Source organism: Nonomuraea monospora (genome assembly GCF_039531895.1).
Taxonomy (GTDB): Bacteria; Actinomycetota; Actinomycetes; order Streptosporangiales; family Streptosporangiaceae; genus Nonomuraea; species Nonomuraea monospora.
In genome coordinates this window covers 52,001-72,065 of the sequence record NZ_BAAAQX010000023.1, presented here as the reverse complement: position 1 = coordinate 72,065, position 20,065 = coordinate 52,001, and the positions used below count along the sequence as shown (strand labels likewise).

Annotated in this window: 17 protein-coding genes; 8 read left to right on the top strand and 9 right to left on the bottom strand. The window is 71.7% G+C overall.

Annotated elements, in window-relative coordinates; genetic code table 11:
• Positions 1-18: 18 nt before the first annotated feature.
• Genes ABD331_RS36405 through pgsA form a run of 4 tightly spaced genes read right to left on the bottom strand, consistent with a single transcriptional unit; the run spans position 19 to position 3,216 of the window.
• The gene (locus ABD331_RS36405) at positions 19-561 is read right to left on the bottom strand and encodes a hypothetical protein (RefSeq protein WP_344485337.1); all 543 of its coding nucleotides are present in this window, start codon (positions 559-561) and stop codon (positions 19-21) included.
• A complete protein-coding gene (locus tag ABD331_RS36400; RefSeq protein WP_344485334.1) occupies positions 558-1,688 on the bottom strand; it encodes a glycosyltransferase family 4 protein in 1,131 nt (376 codons plus the stop codon). Before ABD331_RS36400 ends, ABD331_RS36405 begins: the two co-directional genes overlap by 4 nt.
• Positions 1,685-2,596, bottom strand: coding sequence for a phosphatidylinositol mannoside acyltransferase (locus ABD331_RS36395; protein ID WP_344485331.1), 912 nt, complete (start codon positions 2,594-2,596; stop codon positions 1,685-1,687). Before ABD331_RS36395 ends, ABD331_RS36400 begins: the two co-directional genes overlap by 4 nt.
• Entirely contained in the window at positions 2,593-3,216 is a 624-nt protein-coding gene (gene pgsA / locus ABD331_RS36390) for a phosphatidylinositol phosphate synthase (RefSeq protein WP_344485328.1), read from the bottom strand. The genes ABD331_RS36395 and pgsA overlap by 4 nt, the downstream gene beginning before the upstream one ends.
• Positions 3,217-3,360: 144 nt before the next feature.
• Between pgsA and ABD331_RS36385 the strand changes: the two genes are divergently transcribed.
• The 3 genes from ABD331_RS36385 to ABD331_RS36375 all read left to right on the top strand — a co-directional run bounded on the left by ABD331_RS36385 (position 3,361) and on the right by ABD331_RS36375 (position 8,623).
• Positions 3,361-5,499, top strand: a complete 2,139-nt coding sequence (locus ABD331_RS36385) for an elongation factor G-like protein EF-G2 (RefSeq protein WP_344485326.1) — start codon at positions 3,361-3,363, stop codon at positions 5,497-5,499.
• A gap of 130 nt (positions 5,500-5,629) precedes the next feature.
• The gene (locus ABD331_RS36380) at positions 5,630-7,180 is read left to right on the top strand and encodes a glycoside hydrolase family 10-like protein (RefSeq protein ID WP_344485324.1); all 1,551 of its coding nucleotides are present in this window, start codon (positions 5,630-5,632) and stop codon (positions 7,178-7,180) included.
• Positions 7,181-7,261: 81 nt separating this feature from the next.
• Positions 7,262-8,623, top strand: a complete 1,362-nt coding sequence (locus ABD331_RS36375) for an outer membrane protein assembly factor BamB family protein (RefSeq protein ID WP_344485321.1) — start codon at positions 7,262-7,264, stop codon at positions 8,621-8,623.
• Positions 8,624-9,025: 402 nt separating this feature from the next.
• Here the strand turns inward: ABD331_RS36375 and ABD331_RS36370 are convergent, their stop codons facing one another.
• Positions 9,026-10,576, bottom strand: coding sequence for an aminotransferase-like domain-containing protein (locus ABD331_RS36370; protein WP_344485316.1), 1,551 nt, complete (start codon positions 10,574-10,576; stop codon positions 9,026-9,028).
• Between the two features lie 89 nt (positions 10,577-10,665).
• On the opposite strand from ABD331_RS36370, the gene ABD331_RS36365 reads away from it, so the two are divergent.
• Together ABD331_RS36365 and ABD331_RS36360 are read left to right on the top strand one after the other, a co-directional pair.
• A complete protein-coding gene (locus tag ABD331_RS36365; RefSeq protein ID WP_344485313.1) occupies positions 10,666-11,562 on the top strand; it encodes a branched-chain amino acid transaminase in 897 nt (298 codons plus the stop codon).
• Positions 11,563-11,737: 175 nt separating this feature from the next.
• Positions 11,738-13,855: a hypothetical protein gene (locus ABD331_RS36360; RefSeq protein WP_344485310.1), complete on the top strand. Its 2,118-nt coding sequence runs from the start codon at positions 11,738-11,740 to the stop codon at positions 13,853-13,855.
• On the opposite strand, the gene ABD331_RS36355 is transcribed toward ABD331_RS36360, so the two are convergent.
• Positions 13,811-14,341, bottom strand: a complete 531-nt coding sequence (locus tag ABD331_RS36355; RefSeq protein ID WP_344485307.1) for an HIT family protein — start codon at positions 14,339-14,341, stop codon at positions 13,811-13,813. The genes ABD331_RS36360 and ABD331_RS36355 overlap by 45 nt on opposite strands.
• 76 nt (positions 14,342-14,417) lie before the next feature.
• On the opposite strand from ABD331_RS36355, the gene ABD331_RS36350 reads away from it, so the two are divergent.
• Complete coding sequence (locus ABD331_RS36350; protein ID WP_344485304.1) at positions 14,418-14,912, top strand: Asp23/Gls24 family envelope stress response protein; 495 nt, start codon at positions 14,418-14,420, stop codon at positions 14,910-14,912.
• A 3-nt stretch (positions 14,913-14,915) separates the two neighbouring features.
• On the opposite strand, the gene ABD331_RS36345 is transcribed toward ABD331_RS36350, so the two are convergent.
• Both ABD331_RS36345 and ABD331_RS36340 read right to left on the bottom strand, forming a co-directional pair.
• On the bottom strand, positions 14,916-15,341 hold the full coding sequence (locus tag ABD331_RS36345) for a hypothetical protein (RefSeq protein WP_148436562.1): 426 nt from the start codon (positions 15,339-15,341) through the stop codon (positions 14,916-14,918).
• A 146-nt stretch (positions 15,342-15,487) separates the two neighbouring features.
• Positions 15,488-16,549, bottom strand: a complete 1,062-nt coding sequence (locus ABD331_RS36340) for an RNA polymerase subunit sigma-70 (RefSeq protein ID WP_344485299.1) — start codon at positions 16,547-16,549, stop codon at positions 15,488-15,490.
• 382 nt (positions 16,550-16,931) lie between these two features.
• On the opposite strand from ABD331_RS36340, the gene ABD331_RS36335 reads away from it, so the two are divergent.
• Together ABD331_RS36335 and ABD331_RS36330 are read left to right on the top strand one after the other, a co-directional pair.
• On the top strand, positions 16,932-17,654 hold the full coding sequence (locus ABD331_RS36335) for a PIG-L deacetylase family protein (RefSeq protein WP_344485297.1): 723 nt from the start codon (positions 16,932-16,934) through the stop codon (positions 17,652-17,654).
• Between the two features lie 134 nt (positions 17,655-17,788).
• On the top strand, positions 17,789-17,992 hold the full coding sequence (locus ABD331_RS36330) for a TM2 domain-containing protein (RefSeq protein ID WP_148436560.1): 204 nt from the start codon (positions 17,789-17,791) through the stop codon (positions 17,990-17,992).
• 61 nt (positions 17,993-18,053) lie between these two features.
• Here the strand turns inward: ABD331_RS36330 and thrS are convergent, their stop codons facing one another.
• Positions 18,054-20,018, bottom strand: a complete 1,965-nt coding sequence (gene thrS / locus ABD331_RS36325; protein WP_425566125.1) for a threonine--tRNA ligase — start codon at positions 20,016-20,018, stop codon at positions 18,054-18,056.
• Positions 20,019-20,065 lie beyond the last annotated feature (47 nt).

The window sequence follows — 20,065 nt, the reverse complement described above, 5'->3', positions numbered from 1 at the left end:
TGGCTTCCCCAAATTAGGTCATTCAGTTGCCATGGCTGCGGGCGGATTGTCATCAATCTCGAAGAATTGTGGGTATTCGGTGTGCCCGGCCAGGCGCAACGTCCTGGCGAGCCAGCGGTCCTGAGCCGCGCGCGTCACCCCGACCGCGTTGTTGTAGAAGCGGCGCGAGTAGACCACCTTGGCCACCGCCGTGTCGAGCTCCTCCAGCAGCTCGCGGCCCCCAGGCGACTCCGCGAGCTTCTCCCTGAACCGGTCCTGGTCCACCACGGCCCGCAACGTCCGCGACAGGTCGCTCTCGGCGTGCTCGCGCTCCTCAGGGCCCGCCGACCTGGCCTCGTGGGCCGCCGCGGCCAGCACCAGCGACGTGGCCGGGTCGAGCAGGCGCGAGCCGGCCAGCTCCAGCACGACGGCGCGGCGCCGCATCAGCGCGGCGTCCAGCGACTCCTGGGCCAGCTCCAGGCGGATGTGCAGGCGGTCGAGACGGCCCGCCCGCCAGGAGATGTAGACGGCCGTGAGCACCACCACGATGCCCACGATCAGCACGATCATGGTGGACGTCACAGATCTTCCTCCACACGGCCGGCGCCGCTCGTGGTGACGGTCTCGTAGACGCGCACGACGTCGCGCGCCACCGTGGACCAGTCGTACTTCCTGACCGCCACCAGCGCCTCGGCCGCCAGCTTGGCGCGCCGCTCAGGCGCGTCGAGCAGCGCGGCGGCCTCCCGCGCCAGCGAGGCCGGGTCGCGGTTGGCGAACAGCGCGCCCGCCTGCCCGTCGCCCAGCACCTTGCGGAACGCCGGGATGTCGCTGGCCAGCACCGTCGCCCCGGACGCCATCGCCTCGGCCAGCACGATGCCGAAGCTCTCGCCGCGCGTGTTGGGCGCCACGAACACGTCAACCGAGTGGTAGGCGCGGATCTTGTCGGCCTCGCTGACCATGCCCAGCACGGTCACCCGGTCGCGGAACCGCTTCGGCACCTGGTCGTAGACGTCCTTCTCGTCGCCGGGGCCCGCGATGAGCAGCTTCACCTCCGGCCGCTCGGCCGCCAGCGCGCCGAACGCCTCCAGCAGGATCGGCAGGCCCTTGCGCTCCTCGTCCATGCGGCCGAGGAAGCCCAGCGTGCGCCCGTCGGGGCCCCAGCCGTCGAGCGGCTCGGCCTCGGTGTAGCGGGCGACGGTGACGCCGTTCGGGATGAGCACGGTGTCGCCGCCGAACTGCTCGACCAGGCTCTTGCGGGCCGCGTCGGAGACCGCGATGCGGCCGCTGAGCTTCTCCAGCGCGCTGCGCAGCAGCGGCTCCGCCACGGCGATCGCCCGCGAGCGGGTGAAGGAGGCGTGGAACGTGGCCACGATCGGCCCCTTGGCCGCCCAGCAGGCCAGCACGCCCAGGCTGGGGATCAGCGGCTCGTGGATGTGCAGCACGTCGAAGCCGCCCGTACGCACCCAGCGCCGCACCCGCGCGGCCGACAGGAACCCGAACGACATCCGCGCCACCGACCCGTTGTACGGCACCGGGATCGCCCGGCCGGCCCCCGTCACGTACGGGGGCAGCTCCTCGTCGTCGGCGGCGGGCGCGATCACCGACACGTCGTGCCCCTGCGCGATGAGCGCCTGCGCCAGGTCGTCGATGTGCTGTTTGACGCCGCCCGGCACGTCCCACGCGTACGGGCAGACGATGCCGACCCTCATCGGGGTTCCAGGTCGTCGAGCCAGAGCCGCTGCAGCATGTGCCAGTCCTCGGGATGCTCGGAGATGCCCTTCTCGAACACGTCGGCCAGGCCCTGCGCCACGGCGGCGACCTTCTCCTGCCTGGTGCCCTCGGCGGGGACGGGCAGCTCGGGGTGGATGTGGATGCCCCAGTCGTCGCCCACGAAGTAGACGGTGGCGGGCAGCAGCGCCGCGCCCGTCTGCACGGCCAGCAGCGGCGGGCCCGCCGGGTACTTGGTGGCCGCGCCGAAGAAGCTCACCTCGACGCCGCTCTTGGTCAGGTCGCGCTCGGCCGGCAGGCAGACCACGCCGCCCTTGCGCACCCGCGTCGCCAGGGTGCCGAAGTTGTGCCCGTCGCCGCCCGTGAGCGGCAGCACCTCCATGCCGAGCCCCTCGCGGAAGGCCACGTAGCGGCGGAACAGCGACTCGGGCTTGAGCCGCTCGGCCACGGTGGTGAACGGGTGGCCCACGCCCACCAGCCAGGCGCCCGCCTGGTCCCAGTTGCCCATGTGCGGCAGCGCTAACACCACGCCCCGCCCGGCGGCCACGGTGTCGTGGATGTGCTCGGCCCCGATGACGTGGGTGCGGCGGACGAGCTCGCCGCGGTCCATCGACGGCAGGCGGAAGATCTCGTGGAAGTAGCGGAAGTAGGAGCGCATCCCGGCCCTGCTCAGCTCGCGCAGCTCCCGGCTGCCGGGCGTCAGGCCGGTCACCCTGGCCAGGTTGGACTCCAGGCGGCGTACGGACTTGCCGCGCCTGCTCCACACCCGGTCGGCCAGGAAGCGGAAGACCGCGGCCGTCGGGCGCTGCGGCAGCAGCGGCACGAGCTTCCACCCCGCCGCGAACCCGCCGGCCACGACGCGGTCGCCGAAGGACACCTTCTCGCTCATTGCTCCCTCGTCTGCTGGTATACGGCCACCACCCGCTGGCCCACGGTGATCAGGCTGGCCACCGCGAGCAGCCACATGCCCACGGGCAGGACGTACGGAACGCCCAGCCCGGCGAAGCAGGCGGCGACCAGCGCCACCACCAGCCGCTCCGGCCGCTCGGCCAGCCCGACGTCGGCCGTGAGCCCGAGCCCCTCCGCCCTGGCCTTGGCGTAGGAGACCACGGCGCCGGCGACCAGGCAGACCAGCGTCACCGCGGCCATCAGGGTGTCGCCGGCGGAGATGAAGTACAGGATCAGGCCGGCGAAGATGGCGGCGTCGGCGACCCGGTCGAGCGTGGAGTCGAGGAAGGCCCCCCAGGTGCTGCCCCCCTTCCCGCCGAGCCGGGCCACCACGCCGTCGAGCAGGTCGAACAGCACGAAGACGGTGATGGCCAGAGCCCCCCAGGTGAGGTGGCCCAGGGGGAAGAAGAGCAGGGCGGACACGACGGTGCCGAGGGTGCCGACCGCCGTGACGGCGTTCGGGCCGATCCCGCGGCCGACGAGGGCCCTGCCCAGCGGGGTGAGTATCCGGGTCATGGCCGGGCGCAGGAGTTTGAGCATCGCGGTCCGATCGTAGGCCATGACGCGCCTGACAACTTTCTTTGCCCCGCCCCCCTTGTGATATCCGCCACACGGGTATTTGGTGAACACACCGCGTCCATGCGGTTTCTCTCTCCCTCCGCGCGGGCGCGGCGTTGGCGACAACCGACGACGCGGGAGGCCGATGTGGCGGAAAGAAACTCTGGTGGCGCCGTGGGAGCCGCGGGCAGGGCACCAGCGGCCGACAGGGCGGATGCGATACGCAATGTCGTGCTGGTCGGCCACTCAGGAGCGGGTAAGACGACCCTCGTCGAGCAGCTGCTGGCCGCGACGGGCACCATTCAGCGCCCGGGACGGGTGGAGGACGGCAACACGGTCAGCGACTTCGACGAGGTGGAGGTCCGGCAGCAACGGTCGGTCAACCTCGCCGTGGCGCCGCTGGTGCACAACGGCATCAAGATCAACCTTCTCGACACCCCCGGCTACGCCGACTTCGTCGGTGACCTGCGCGCGGGGCTGCGCGCGGCCGACGCGGCGCTGTTCGTGGTGTCGGCCTCCGACGGGGTCGACGGTCTCACACAGATGCTCTGGGAGGAGTGCTCGCAGGTCGGCATGCCGCGGGCGGTCGTGATCACCAAGATCGACCACCAGCGGGCGGACTTCGACGAGGTGCTCGCGACCTGCCAGGACATCTTCGGCGACGGTGTCGCGCCGCTCTACCTCCCGGTGATCACCAACGGCCACGTCAACGGGCTGATCGGGCTCCTGACGCAGAAGTTCTACAACTACGCCACAGGCGAGCGCACGGTGAAGGAGCCCGGCGCGGAGTACGAGGCGCAGATCGAGGAGCACCGCGGCACGCTGATCGAGGGCATCATCCAGGAGAGCGAGGACGAGTCGCTCATGGAGAGATACCTGGAGGGCGAGCCCATCGACACCAAGGTGCTCATCGAGGACCTGGAGAAGGCCGTCGCCCGCGGCAGCTTCTACCCGGTGCTGTGCAGCGGCATCGGCGTGGGCGCCCAGGAGCTGCTGGAACTGATCACGCAGGGCTTCCCGTCCCCGCTCGAACATCCCATGCCCGAGATCACCGACCTGTCCGGCAAGCCGGTCAAGGGCATCGCGTGCGACCCTGACGGGCCGCTCGTGGCGGAGGTCGTCAAGACCACCAGCGACCCGTACGTGGGCCGCATCAGCCTCGTCCGCGTCTTCTCCGGCACCCTGCGCCCGGACATGACCGTGCACGTCTCCGGGCACGGCCTGGCCGACCGCGGCCACGAGGACCACGACGTGGACGAGCGCATCGGCACCCTGACGTGCCCGCTGGGTAAGCAGCAGCGCGGCGCGGCCAAGGGCATGGCGGGCGACATCGTGGCCGTGGCCAAGCTGTCGCGCGCCGAGACCGGCGACACCCTGTCGGAGGTCGAGCACCCGCTGCTGATGACCTCCTGGACCATGCCCGACCCGCTGCTGCCGGTGGCGATCAGGGCCAAGTCCAAGGCCGACGAGGACAAGCTGTCGCAGGCACTTGGCCGGCTGGTCGCCGAGGACCCGACGCTGCGGCTGGAGAACAACGCCGAGACCCGCCAGCTCGTCCTGTGGTGCATGGGCGAGGCGCACACCGACGTGCTGCTCGACCGCCTGGCCAAGCGGCACGGCGTGGAGGTCGAGCGGATCGACCTGCGGGTGCCGCTGCGCGAGACGTTCGGCGGCAAGTGCCAGGCGATGGGCCGCAACGTCAAGCAGACCGGCGGCCACGGCCAGTACGCCATCTGCCACCTGGAGGTCGAGCCGCTGCCGTCCGGCGGGGGCTTCGAGTTCGTGGACAAGATCGTGGGCGGCGTGGTGCCCCGGCAGTTCATCCCGTCGGTGGAGAAGGGCGTGCGGGCCCAGATGGAGCGCGGCGTCATCGCCGGTTACCCGATGGTGGACGTGCGGGTCACCCTGTACGACGGCAAGGCGCACTCCGTCGACTCCTCCGACATGGCCTTCCAGATCGCGGGGCAGCTCGCGCTGAAGGAGGCCGCGGCGAAGGTGTCGACCCTGCTGCTCGAACCCGTGGACGAACTGTCGGTGCTGGTGACCGACGACTACGTCGGGTCGGTGATGTCCGACCTGTCGTCGCGGCGCGGGCGCGTGCTCGGCACGGAGCCGGTCGGCACCGGCCGTACGCTGGTCAAGGCCGAGGTGCCGGAGCTGGAGATAACGCGGTACGCGATCGATCTGAGATCTATGTCACACGGTACGGGCACGTTCACGCGGACGTTCCTGCGCTACGAACCGCTGCCGCCGAACCTCGCGACCAAGGTGACGGCAACGGATTGAGGCCCGTTGAGGACCGGGAGGGATTTGTCCCTCCCGGCCCAGCCGTAGGCTTTTGTCACAAATGTGTCACGACTTGATTTCGGTTTTTCGTACCGAGCATGCCGGAGCAGCTGTCACACTGGGTGGCACTATGCGAACTGGACGCCCACTCCTAGCCGCTGCTGCCCTGGCCGTCGCCACGACGACCGCCGCCTACGTCTTCGGACCCGGCGAGAGCCCCGCAGCGAGCGAGAAGAAGACGACCGTCGCCGCACCCCCCGCCGCGGCCTGCAAGGCCGATGCCCGCTATCCCAAGCGTGAGCTGCGCGGGGTGTGGATCGCCACGACCCAGAACATCGACTGGCCCTCCAAGGCCGGGCAGAGCGCCGACAGGCAGAAGGCCGACTACGTCAAGATCCTGGACAGCGCCGCCAAGCGCAACATGAACGCGGTCTTCGTCCAGGTCAGGCCCGCCTCCGACGCCCTCTACAAGAGCTCGCTGGAGCCCTGGTCGCAGTACCTCACCGGCACCGCGGGCAAGGACCCCGGCTGGGATCCGCTGCCGTTCCTCATCGACGAGGCGCACAAGCGCGGCATGGAGTTCCACGCGTGGTTCAACCCGTACCGCGCCTCCTACGGCGACAGCACCGCCGCGCTGCCCGCCAACCATCCGGCACGCCAGCATCCCGACTGGACCGTCAAGTACGGCGGCCGCCTGTACTACAACCCTGGTTTGCCCGCCGTGCGCGAGCACGTGACCAAGGTCATCACCGACGTCGTCGACCGTTACGACGTCGACGGCGTGCACTTCGACGACTACTTCTACCCCTACCCCGTGGCGGGGGCGAAGTTCGACGACACCGCCGCCTTCCGCAAGTACGGCAAGGGCGACAAGCTCGCCGACTGGCGGCGCGGCAACGTCAACAAGCTCGTCGCGCAGGTGGACGAGGCCGTGCACGCCGCCAAGGAGCACGTGAAGTTCGGCATCAGCCCGTTCGGCATCTGGCGCAACAAGGCCCAGGACCCGACGGGGTCGAGCACGTCCGGCATGTCCGCCTACGACTCGATCTACGCCGACGCGCGCGCCTGGATCAAGGCCGGCACCGTCGATTACGTGCTGCCCCAGCTCTACTGGCCGCGCGGCCACAAGCTGGCCGACTACACCACGCTGACCCGCTGGTGGTCCAACGAGGTCAAGGGCAGCGACGTGCAGCTCTACATCGGCCAGGGCCTCTACCGGGTCGGCGCCAAGGACGACAAGGCCTGGCTCAAGCCGGGTGAGCTCGCCGCCCAGGTGGGCGTCAACCGCGCCAGCAAGCAGGTCGACGGCGCCGTCTACTTCAGCGCCAAGAACCTGGTGGCCAACCCGCTCGGGTCGGTCGACCGGCTGGTCAAGACCTACTACAGCCGCCCGGCGCTGCTACCGGTGAAGGACTCGCTCGGCGGGTCAGCCCCGGCCGCGCCCGCCGGGGCCAAGGCCGAGGGCACGAAGCTGTCGTGGAAGGCCTCCGAGGGGGCCCGCGGGTACGCCGTGTACCAGGTGCCGAAGTCCGGCAAGGACTGCCACACCACCGACGCGCGCAACCTGGTGGCCGTGGTGAGCGGCCCGTCCTACACCGTGAAGTCGGCGGGGACGTACCTGGTCACCTCGCTGGACCGGCTGCACCACGAGAGCAAGGCCGTGAAGGTCAAGGCGGGCTAGCCACCCCCTGACCTCGAAAGGCTGGTCGATTCCGACCGGCCTTTCGGCATTTCCTCCGCTTTGTCGGCCATGCTGGGGCCCATGCGGCTGATTCACTTGTTGTCCGGCGCGGTGGCCAGCGTGCTCCTGCTGGGTCTCGTCGGCGTTCCGGGCGAGATCGTCATCCGGGCCGGGGACGCCACGCGGCCGTGGCGCCCGGCGGGGCTCGGGACGCCGCCGATCGACGTCGTCGGCACGGTCTCCGCCACCAGTCAGGTCGTCGGCGGTGTGGCGGTGTCCGGGCGGTGGGGGCTCACCGGCGACAGCCTGACCGGCAGGCGGATCAGCGACGGGGGCGTGGCGTGGACGTACCGGAACGACTGGGGTGACGACCTGGTCGGCCACGTGGTGCTGGACGACCGGCGGCTCGCGGCCGTCTGGCGTGACGGCCGGGTGACCCTCATCGACGCTCCGGAGGGGCGCATCGTCTGGCAGACCGGCATGCCTCCGGGGCCTGGGCACGAGGCCAACCGGGTTTACGACGAGGAATGGGGGGCGGCCTGGGAGATCAGCGTGGCCCGCGACGGCTCCGTGCCGGTCCTGGTGATTTTGCACGAGGGGCGCCTCGATGTGCTGGATGGGCGTACGGGGGCGGTTCGCTGGTCCTATCCGCCTGGGCCGGCGGGCTCCTGTCAGGTGCCGGGGGCGGCGCGCGGCGTGGGCCAGGTCGTCCTCGTCTCCGGCAACTGCCCCGGCCCTGACACGGGCTCTGGCTCTGGCCTTGGCCCTAGCACTGGCCTTGGCGCTGGCGCTGGCCCTGGCGCTAGTGCTGGCGCTGGCGCTAGTGCTGACGCTGGCGCTGGCGCTAGTGCTGACGCTGGCGCTGGCGCTGGCGCTAGTGCTGACGCTGGCGCTGGCCCTGGCGCTGGTTCTGGCCCTGGCGCTGGCACGGGCCCGCAGCCCGACGTCGTGCTCAGCGCTGCGGACGGCAGGCCGCTGTGGCGCTTCGACGGCGGCGCGCTGTGGCACGCCCGCGACCTCGGGGACGGCCGCCTGGCCTACGTGGACGAGCGCGGCCGCCTCAACGTCCGCAGGGCCGGGGACGGGAAGCCAGTCTGGCGAGTGCCACTGGCCGGGGGCGGCGAGGCCTCAGGCGGGGAGTCGATGGGCGTGTCGGCCGGGCTGGTGACCGTGCGGACGCGTACGCAGGTGACCGCCTACCGAACCGCCGACGGCAGCCTCGCCTGGCGCCGGGACCTGGGGGACACGTGGAGCGACACCGTGCTGACCGACGGCGTGCACACCTACGTCGCCGAGGACACCAGAACGCTCGCCAAGCTCGACGCCCGCACGGGACGCCTCATCGACCGGCACCGCTTCAAGGCGGACATCACCCCGGCCTGGATGCGGGACGGGCTGGCGGGGATCAGCGTCCTCTACGGCGACGACGTGGTGGTCGGCTGACGCACCCGTCATCTTCCTCGGCTCACCGCACCTGGGCCAGCGAACGGCTTCAGCGCCCATAGGCCCGCCAGCCCTGGGCCAGCGCGCAGCTTCAGCGCTCGAACGCCCGCCAGGCCTGGGCGCAGGCGGCATCCGCGCGAGTAGGGCCACCAGGCCCGGCCTTGGCTCTCGTAGGCTCGTCACGCCTGAACCAGCGGGCGGCTTCGGCGCCCATAGGCCCGCCAGCCCTGAGCCAGCGAGCGGGATCAGCGCCCATAGGGTCGTCAGGCCTGGCCTTAGCGCTCGTGGGCTCGTCACGCCTTAAGCCAGCGGGCAGCCTCAGCACCTGTAGGGCCGCCAGACCTGGGCCAGCGGGCAGCCTCAGCACCCGTAGGGCCGCCTGCCCTGGGCCGGCGGGCAGCCTTAGCGCTCGTAAGCCCGCCAGGCCTGGGCGAGATCGGCGATCGCCTGGTCCAGGAGGTCGGGTGGCAGGGCGAAGCTGAGGCGCAGCCGGTCGCGGTGGCGGCCGTCAGGGGAGAACAGGGAGCCGGGCGCGACCGCGACGCCGTGCTCGCGCGCCACGGCCGCGAACCGGTCGGTGTCCGCGCCGGGCAGCCGGGCCCACACCGACAGCCCGCCCGCGGGCCGCGTCCACGTCCACTCGGGCAGGTGCGCGGACAGCGCCGCCAGGCAGTGGTCCCTGCGCCGGCCCAGCTCGGCCAGCCACGGCGCCACGGGGTTGCGTTCGAGCAGGTCGGTGGCCAGCCGCTGGGCGACCGCGCTGGTGGCCAGGTCGGCGTCCACCTTGGCCTCGGTCAGCCGGGCCAGCAGCGGCTCCGGTGCCGTCACCCAGCCCACCCGCAGGCCGCCCCACAACGACTTCGACAGCGACCCGACCGTGACCGTCCCGTACGGATGCGCCGCCGCCAGCGGCTCGGGCGGGGGCGCGCCGTCGTGCACGAGGGCCGCCAGCGCCCGGTCCTCCACCACCGTCACGTCGGCGTCCCTGGCCAGCTCGGCGACGTGCCGCAGCGGCGCGACCGTCCCGGTCGGGTTGTCCACGCACGCCGCATAAACGGCAGCGGGGCGGTGGCGGGCCAGGGCGTCCGCCACGGCTTGGGGTGAGGTGAGATCGACGGCCACCACGTGCGCGCCCGCCCGGCGGAACACGCTCAGCGCGCCACCGTAGGCGGGATCCCCCACCAGCACACGGTCACCGGGCCGCAGCAGCACGCGGGCGGCCAGGTCGATGCCCTGCTGGGCACCGGCCGTGACCAGAATGTCCTTCGGGCCAACACTCCCACCGCCCGACGGCCCGCTCGCCGCCAACCCGCTCGCCGCCATCCCGGACGCCGCCGCCCCAGAGGCCGCCATCCCGGACGCCGCCATCCCGGACGCCCACGCGCCCGCCACCAAGCCGGACGCCTTCGACGCACTCGCCGCCGCCCCAGACGCCGCCGCCCCGGACGCCGCCGCCCCGGACGCCGCCGCCCCGGACGCCGCCGCCCCAGACGCCGCCATCCCGGAGGACGCCGCCAGTACGGTCCTCAGGCGGAGGTCGCCCATGGCGTCGTAGCCGTGCCCGCTCGGCACCCTCATCAACTCCGCCGGATCGACCGAAGGCAGCACCAGGTGGGAAGGGTCGGGCACCACGGAGGTGGACAGGTCCGCGCGGACGGCGCCCGCCTGCAGGAGTGCGCCGAAGGAGGGCGTGCCGAGGACGTAGGTGCCGCTGCCGTGCCGCCGCTCGCACAGCCCCTCCTCGCACAGCGCGTTGAACGCCGCCGCCACCGTCCCCCTGCTGACCCCGACCGCCTGGGCCAGGTCGCGTTCGGAGGGCAGGCGGGTGCCGGGGCTGATGAGGCCGGTGTGGGCGAGGTCGGCGAGCGCGCCGGCCAGCCGGCGGCTGGGCGGGCCCTGGTGGAGCCGGAGGCGGTCGCGGACGAGCGTGACGAGGGTGTCTTCCCTTCCCATGGCCACCATTATCCAGATAATGTGCCACTCGCCGCGCGATTGGCCCATCGGAATGTCGCTGGGCCGGGCCACTGAGGGAAGGAGTGCGGGTGGAGGAGGCCAAGTTCATCTGGATGGACGGGGAGCTCGTGGCGTGGGGCGAGGCCCGGGTGCACGTGCTGTCCCACGCCCTGCACTACGGCACCGCCGTCCTGGAGGGCACGCGGGCGTTCGAGACGGAGCGGGGGCCCGCCGTGTTCCGGCTCGACGAGCATCTGCGACGGCTCCTGCTCAGTGCCCGGATCATCGGGCTGGCGATGCCGTACACGCTGGAGGAGCTGCGGGAGGCGACGCTGCGCACCGTCGCCGCGAACGGCCGGCCGTCCTGCTACATCCGCCACCTCGCGCACCGCGGTTACGGCGAGATGGGGATCGCGGCGCGCAACTGCCCCACCACCGTGTCCATCGCCACCTGGGAGTGGGGCGCGCTGCTGGGCTCAGGGGTGCGGCTGATGACCAGCTCGTGGCGGCGCAACGACCCCATGGTGGTGCCCACCTCGGCCAAGGCCACCGGCCCTTACCTGAACTCCGTCCTGGCCAAGCAGGAGGCGCTCGACGCCGGCTACGACGAGGCCGTGCTGCTCAACGCCGCCGGTTACGTCAGCGAGTGCACGGGGGCCAATCTGTTCGTGGTGCGTGACGGGCTGCTGGCCACGCCGCCCGCCAGTGCGGGCGCGCTGGAGGGGCTGACGCAGGACACCGTCGAGCGGCTGGCCGGCGACCTCGGGGTGCGGGCGGTCAGGCGGGAGTTGATGCGGTCCGACCTGTACGCCGCCGACGAGGTGTTCCTGTGCGGTACGGCGGCCGGGATCGTGCCCGTCACCTCGGTGGACAAGCGGGAGCTCGGCCACGGCTCCGTGACGGCCCGGCTGGCCGACGCCTACGACGCCGTGGTGCACGGCAGGGACGAGCGCTACCAGCACTGGCTCACCCCGGTGACCGCCTGACCTCGGCGTGGCGCGCGGCGATCGATCCGTACGATCGCCGCCCGGCAAGCCCAGAACGGCCTCCCGCGCTCGCCACCCATGAGAGGGTAGTCGCGTCTGGTGGCGCCGGAACATGACCTAGCACTACCTAGCTCGGCCGTGCCACAGAACTCTGCGATCACGGGAGGTCATCGGAGTGAGGCGCGCGCTGGTCGTGCTGGCCGTGCTGGTCGGTCAGCTGATTATCGGTCATGCCTGGTTCGCCGGCCCCGCCGGGGCGCGGGCGGAGGCGGGCCGGGTGGCGCTCATCGGAGTGCCCGGCCTGCACTGGAACGACCTGACCCCGTCCGACACCCCGCATCTGTGGGCGCTGGCCGGGTCCAGCGCGGTCGGCTCCCTGTCCGTCCGCACGGTCGGCAACGTGACCTGCCCCTACGACGGGTGGCTCACCGTGTCGGCGGGCACCAGGGCGGCGGCCGGGTACGCGTGCGGCGCGCCGCCGAAGCCCGAGGCCCAAGGTGACGGCGCCGTCATCCCCGACTACCGCTACCTCATCGACGTGGCCGGTCAGCGCACCGCGGGCACGCTGGGCGAGGCGCTGAAGGCGGCCGGGCAGTGCTCGGTGGCGATCGGGCCCGGCGCGGCGCTGGCGCTGGCCGACCAGCAGGGCGCGGTGGCGCACTACCGCGCCACGCCGGATCAGGTGGCCGCCGCCGACCTGGGCGGGTGCCGGATGGTCGCGATGGACGTGGACGACCTCGTCCAGGCCTACCTGGCGGGCGAGCCCGACAAGCTGCCCAAGGTGCCGGAGAAACTTGATGCCGCCGAGCGCCGCCAGGCGCTGCGGCTGGCCGACGCGAAGGCGGGCGCGCTGCTGTCGAAGCTGCCCGCGGACACGACGGTGCTGCTGGCGGGCCTGTCGGACCACGGCTCCGTGCCGCACCTGCGGGTGGCCGCGCTGCGCGAGCCCGGCGCCGAGGGGCGGCTGCTGGGCGCGGCCTCCACCCGCCGCGACGACATCTCGATCCTGACCGACCTGACCGCCACCGTGCTGGACAAGGTGGGCGTGGCCGTCCCGAGCACGGTGGTGGGCGCGCCACTGCGCCTGGGCGACAGGCTGGGCGGCGGGCCGGGCGACAGCCAGGGCGACAAGGCCGCCGCCTTCGAGCACCTGGCGAGCGCCGACGCCACCGCCCAGACCATGCGCTCGGCCAAGGCCGCCTACTTCACCGCCCTGGCGGTGTTCCAGGTGCTGTTCTACGTGCTGGCCTTCCTGCTGCTGCGCCGCCGCAAGAGCCTGCCCTGGGTGCGCCGCGCCGCCGTGGCGCTCGCGGCGCTGCCCGTCACCTCGTTCCTGGTCAACCTGCTGCCGTGGGACAACCACCTGGAGCTGTTCGGCGGCATGGCGGCCTGGTGGGCGGCGATCACCGCGCTGGCCCTGGCGGGGCCGTGGCGGCGCAGGCCGCTCGGCCCGCTGGCCGTGGTCGCCGCGATCACGGCGCTCACGCTCGTCGGCGACCTGCTCACCGGCACCACCCTGCAGCTCAACAGCTTCATGGGCTACAGCGCCGAGCAGGGCGCCCGCTACTTCGGCCTCGGCAACATCCCGTTCGCGCTGCTGGCGACCGGCACGCTGCTGGCCACCACGGTGATCGCGCACCGCTGGCCGGGCAAGGTCGGGGTGGCCGCGATCGTGGTGCTGGGGGCGTTCGCGATGGTGCTGGGCGGCTCAGGGATGGGCAGCGACTTCGGCGGCGTGATCGCGTTCGTGCCGGGCATCGCGGTGACCGCGCTGATCCTGTCGGGCAGGCGGGTCTCGCTGGTCAAGCTGGGCGCGTTCTGCGTGGCCGGAGGCGTGATCGTGATGGGCTTCGCGTGGCTCAACTACCTGCGGCCGCCCGCCGAGCAGTCGCACCTGGGCAGGTTCGTCGGGCAGGTGCTGACGGGGGAGGCGTTCGACGTCATCTGGCGCAAGTTCGTCGCCATGATCTCCACCCTGGCCAACCCGAACCTGATGCCGATCGTGATCGCCGCCGTGGCGTTCCTGGTGTACGCGATCCTGCGCCCCGAGCAGGCGTCGGCCGGGGTCGTGCCCGCGGCGTTCGAGCACTCCCCCGCGCTGCGTGCCGGGCTGATCGGCACGCTCGTCAGCGGCGTGGTCGGGATGCTGGTCAACGACTCGGGCGCGGCCGTGCTGTCGATGGCCCTGGCGCTGGCCGTACCGCTGCTGCTCGCCACCGGCATCGGCGCGCTGCGCCGGGAGAGCGAGTCAGTCCCAGGCGTCGGCGAGCAACTGGCGGGTGTCGCGAAGTAGCTGCGGCAGCACCTTCGTCCGCGCGACGACCGGCATGAAGTTGGTGTCGCCGCCCCACCGGGGCACCACGTGCTGGTGCAGGTGGGCGGCGATGCCCGCGCCCGCGACGTGGCCCAGGTTCATGCCGACGTTGAAGCCCTGCGCGCCGCTGGCCTTGCGCAGCGCCCGCAGCGACTTCTGGGTGAACTCGCCCAGCTCCGCCACCTCTGCCGTGTCCAGCTCGTCGTAGTCGGACACGTGCCGGTAGGGCACCACCATCAGGTGACCCGAGTTGTACGGGTACAGGTTGAGCACGGCGTAGACCGTCTCCCCCCGCTTCACGATCAGGCCGTCCTCGTCGCTCATCTTCGGGATGGCGTCGAACGGGCAGCCGTCTCCGGGGCCCGTGCCGGTCGGCTTGTTCTCGCCCTTGATGTAGGCCATGCGATGCGGGGTCCACAGCCGGTCGAAGTTGTCCGGGGCCCCGGCCCCTGCCTGATCGTGCATAACTAGCAGCATAGGACCCCGGACAAACGGGGTCCTCTTCCGGCACAATCCTGAGCATTGCCTACAGGAGGCCGCGATGAGTGAAGCCTTAGCCGAGCAGCCCGCACCGTCCGCCGAGCAGCCCTCCCCCTCGTACATCGAGGCGCCCACCGGCGGCGCGGTGGTCAAGGGGAGGATCAAGGTCGCCGACGAGGTGGTCGAGAAGATCGCCGCGCTGGCCGCGCTGGAGGTGGCCGGGGTCGCCGACATGGGCGGCGACCTGGCGCGGGCCTTCGAGTCCGTTCGCGACCGCATCGGCATCGGCTCACGCCGCGGCACCCAGGGCGTCAGCGCGCAGATCCAGGACCGCCAGGTGGCGGTCAGCCTGACCATCGTGGTCGAGTACGGCCACGTCGTCATGGACGTGGCCGCCGAGGTCAAGACGAACGTCGCCAGGAACGTCAGCCGCATGCTCGGCATGCGCGTCATGGAGGTCAACGTCACCGTCGACGACGTCCGGCTCCCCGGCGAGGGCCGGGCCGCTGACCGCGACCTCGCCGAGGACCTCGACGACGGCGGGGAGCCGGGCTGAGGCTCAGCCCACCCGCGTCATGTTCGACTCGTAGCCGCCGCCTCCCGGGTAGACCCAGGCGCCGGTGACGCTCGCCCCGTCGGCGCTGAACGTGCCGCGGTAGTAGGCGCCGGAATCCCTCTTGTGCGCCCAGATCGTCAGCGTGTCGCCCTCGACCTCGTACACGTAGGCCAGGGTGCTGCCGTCGCTGTCGAAGTACCAGGAGTGCACGTCCTCGCTGGGCGCCTCCGCCCCGTACGGGCGCTTCCTGCCGATGAACTCCGTGCCCTTGACCGTGCCGCCGTCCTGCGTGAGGTCCACGTCCTGGATGAGGAAGTGGCCGCCCTCCATCCAGCGGTAGGTGACGGTGCCGGGGGCGGCGCCGGTGACCTTCCAGGTGCCGACGAGGCGGTCCAGGGCCTTGAGCTTGGGGTCGTTGTGCTCGGTCATGGCGGAATTTCCTCTCTAGTGAGTGGTCGTACGGCCATATGACGGCGCGGCGGCGGGAAAGGAATCGGTCGGGATCGGGAAATCTCCCTTCTCTTCGGATCGGGGCTTCTCCGGCGGCTCTCGGGATCAGAGCCTTGCTCTTGCGGTCAGAGCTCTTGCGGCAGGTCGAAGGCGGCGTGCAGCTCGGCGCCGAACGTGGTGATCTCGGCGATCAAGCCGTCCTCGACGCGGAGCACGTCGATGTTGACCGCCGTGAAGCGGCTCTGCCCCGGGCGGCGTACGTAGTTGGCGACGGCCGGCTGCCGGTTGGCGCGGGTGGCCAGCGCCCGCCAGTCACCCCACGCCTCCGGACCGGCCATGACGGGGCGCCACATGTCGAGGATGGCCTGCCGCCCGTCGAACACCTGCGACGCCGGCGGCATCGTCTGCCGGGCGTCCTCTCGCAGCAGCTCGGCCAGCGCCGACAGGTCGCCGTCCACGGAGGCCTCCATGTAGCGGCGCAGCACGGCCCGCTCCTGCTCGCTCGGCGCCGTGGCGGGCCCCCACTGCGTACGGCGGGCGGGCAGGTGCATGCGCAGCGTCGCGCGGGCCCGCTGCAGCGCGCTCTTGACGGCCGCCACGCTCAGCTCCAGCGCCTGCGAGGTCTCCTCCGCGGACCATCCGGCCACGTCCCGCAGGATCAGCACCGCCCGCTGGCGCGGCGGCAGGTGCTGGATCGCGGCCAGGTACGCCAGCTCGATCGTCTCCCTGGCCACCGCCACCGCGTCCGGCGTGCCCTCCCCCGGCGCGGCCAGGTCGAGCAGCCGGTCGGGGTACGGCTGCAGCCACGGCACCTCCGCGAACGGCGAACGCGGCTCGCCGCCCACGCCGACCGTGATCTCGCGGGAGCGGGCAGGGCCGGACAGCAGGTCCAGGCAGGCGTTGGTGGCGATGCGGTAGAGCCAGGCCCGCAGCGTGGAGCGGCCCTCGAACGTCTCGCGCCGCCGCCAGGCCCGCATCATGGTCTCCTGGACCATGTCGTCGGCGTCGGTGTACGAGCCGAGCATCCGGTAGCAGTGCACGTGCAGCTCGTGCCGATGCTCCTCGACCAGCTCGCCGAACACGGCCTGCCCGCCCTGCCTGACGGCCGCGACGGCCTCGCTCTCGTCGCCCACGTCGCCTCCCCTGGCCCACGTGCCGCTCTCGCCCTCCCGGCGCAAGCCTCGCACGAGCACCCACCCGCCGTGAACCCCGCCCGACCCGCAAAGCGCCCGCCGCGTGAGACACACCCACCCGAACGCACACGTCGCAGAACGCCCGCCTCGCGGAGCGCACGCCTCGCAGCCTCGCCCAGCGCACGCCTCGCGCGACTCGCACAGCGCACGCCTCACGCGACTCGCGCGACTCGCGCGACTCGCACAGCGCACGCCTCGCGCCTCACGGAGCGCACGCCTTACGGAGCGCACGCCATGCGGAGCGCACGCCTCGCACAGCGCACTTGCCATAGGGCACTCTCGTCGTAAAGCGCGCTCGCCGCACAGCACACTCCGCCACGAACCCCCGCGAACCGCGCGCTGTCGGCCGCCGGTGGCGGGTGTCAGGATGGCAGGCATGACGGATCAGCTCGAACCCATGCCCGACGACTGGCAGCGCGCCCTGGCCATCGTGGCCCACCCCGACGACCTCGAGTACGGCTGCGCGTCCGCCGTGGCCGTCTGGACCGACGCGGGACGCACCGTCTCCTACCTGCTCGCCACCCGCGGCGAGGCGGGCATCGACACGCTGGAGCCCGCCAAGGCGGGCCCGGTGCGCGAGCGGGAGCAGCGGGCCAGCGCGGCCGTGGCGGGGGTGACGGGGGTGGAGTTCCTGGACCACACCGACGGCGTGATCGAGTACGGCGTCGCGCTGCGCAGGGAGCTGGCCGCCGCCATCCGCAGGCACCGCCCCGAGCTGGTGATCACGCTCAACTACGAGGACACCTGGGGCGGCACGTACTGGAACACCCCCGACCACCGGGCGGTCGGCCGGGCGGTGATGGACGCGGTCGGAGACGCCGGGAATCGCTGGATATTTCCGGATACGGAGGCTGCGCCGTGGAACGGCGTGCGCTGGATCGCCGTCGCCGGCTCCGACGAGCCCACCCACGCCGTGGACGTCACCGACGGCCTGGAGCGGGGCGTCCGCTCCCTCCTGGAGCACCGCGCCTACATCGAGGCGCTCACCGGCGAGGACCCGGAGACCTACGCCCGCACCCTCATCGAGGGCTTCGCCCGGGAGCAGGCGGAGCGCTTCGGCGGCCGGCCCGCGGTGACGTTCCGCCTGTTCAGCCGCTAGTTTGCGCGAGTGTCTGCGGCGAGCCGTGGGACCTTGCTAGGGTTTCGTGCCCTGCGGAAGATCCTTCCCGCAGAAGCCGGCCGGACGCGTCAGTTCTGGCGCCCGGCCCACCCCTCACTCGAAAGGTATCTCCCATGCAGAAGTCATGGATCGTCGCCGTCTTACTCTGCTTCTTCCTCGGCGCGATCGGCGTGCACCGCTTCTACGTCGGCAAGGTCGGGACGGGCATCCTCCAGATCGTCACGCTCGGCGGCCTCGGCGTCTGGGTGCTGATCGACTTCATCATGATCCTGATCGGCAAGTTCACCGACAAGCAGGGTCAGCCGCTCGCCAAGTAGACCGGCGAAACGGAAAGCGGGCCGTGCCACCAGGCACGGCCCGCTTCCGCGTCGTCGGGGGTCACACCTGGACGCGGCGCTCCACGGCGCTGACGATCTCGCCGATGGCGTCGTCCACGGACACGCCGTTCTTCTGCTCGCCGTTGCGGTAGCGGAAGGACACCGCGCCGTTGGCGATGTCGTCGTCACCGGCCAGCAGCATGAAGGGCACCTTGGCCTTCTGCGCGTTGCGGATCTTCTTCTGCATCCGGTCGTCGGCCGCGTCGACCTCGACCCGGATGCCGGCGGCCCGCAGCCGCTTGGCGACGTCCTGCAGGTAGGGGACGTGGGCCTCGGCGATCGGGATGCCCACCACCTGCACCGGGGCCAGCCAGGGCGGGAAGGCGCCCGCGTAGTGCTCGGTGAGCACGCCGAGGAAGCGCTCGACGGAGCCGAACAGCGCCCGGTGGATCATGACAGGGGTCTGCCGGGAGCCGTCGGCCGCCTGGTATTCGAGGCCGAAGCGCTTGGGCTGGTTGAGGTCGAGCTGGATGGTGGAGAGCTGCCAGGTGCGCCCGATGGCGTCCTTGGCCTGCACCGAGATCTTGGGGCCGTAGAAGGCCGCGCCGCCCGGGTCGTCCTTGAGCGTCAGGCCGGACTCAGTGGCGACCTGGCGCAGCGCCTCGGTCGCCTCCTCCCACTCGGCGGGGTCGCCGATGAACTTCTCGGAGTCGTCGCGGGTGGACAGCTCCAGGTAGAAGTCCTCAAGGCCGAAGTCGCGCAGCACGCTCAGCACGAACCGCAGCAGCGACTTGATCTCGTCGGCCATCTGCTCGCGGGTGGTGTAGATGTGCGCGTCGTCCTGCGTCATGCCGCGCACGCGGGTCAGGCCGTGCACCACGCCCGACTTCTCGTAGCGGTAGACCGAGCCGAACTCGCACAACCGCAGCGGCAGCTCGCGGTAGGAACGCCCGCGCGCCCGGTAGATCAGGTTGTGCATCGGGCAGTTCATCGGCTTGACGCGGTACTCGATGCCCTCCAGCTCGAAGGCGGGGAACATGTCCTCGGCGTACCACGGCAGGTGGCCGGAGGTCTCGAACAGCGAGCTCTTGGTCAGGTGCGGCGTGTTGACGAACTCGTAGCCCGCCTCGGCCTGCCGCCTGCGCATGTAGTCTTCCATCTCCTTGCGGATGATCCCGCCCTTGGGATGGAAGATCGGCAGGCCGCTGCCCAGCTCCGGCGGGAAGCTGAACAGGTCGAGCTCGGCGCCCAGCTTGCGGTGGTCGCGCTTCTCGGCCTCTTCGAGCAGCTTGAGATACTCGTCCTGCTTGTCGCGGGACTCCCACGCGGTGCCGTAGATGCGCTGGAGCTGCGGGTTCTTCTCGCTGCCCCGCCAGTAGGCGCCGCCGGAGCGCATCAGCTTGAACGCCGGGATGGACCGGGTGGAGGGCACGTGCGGCCCCCGGCACAGGTCCTTCCAGCACAGCTCGCCGCTCTTGGCGTCGAGGTTGTCGTAGATGGTGAGCTGCCCCGCGCCGACCTCGACGCTCTCCTCGTCGGCCGCGCCGCCCTTCAGGCCGATCAGCTCCAGCTTGTACGGCTCCGCCGCCAGTTCGTCGCGCGCCTCGTCGTCGCTGACCGGGCGGCGGGAGAAGAGCTGCCCCTGCTTGACGATCTCGCGCATGCGCTTCTCGATGCGCTTGAGGTCGTCGGGGTTGAACGCCTGGGCGACGTCGAAGTCGTAGTAGAACCCGTTCTCGACGGGCGGCCCGATGCCCAGCTTGGCGTCGGGGAACAGCTCCTGCACCGCCTGCGCCATGACGTGCGCCGTGGAGTGGCGGACGATCGCCCTGCCCTCTTCGCTGGAGACCTCGATCGGCTCGACCGCGTCGCCGTCGGCCAGCTCGCAGGCCAGGTCGCGGGCCTCGCCGTTGACCTTGGCGGCGATGACCGTGCGGCCGTCGGCCTCCAGCGCGCCCCCGGCCGTCGTGCCGGCCGCGACCACACGCTCGGCTCCGGCGAGGGTGATGCGTAGCTCGGCTGACACGGTGACTCCTTGAGTATCGCGCTCGATGCCCGGCACCGAGGCAGGTT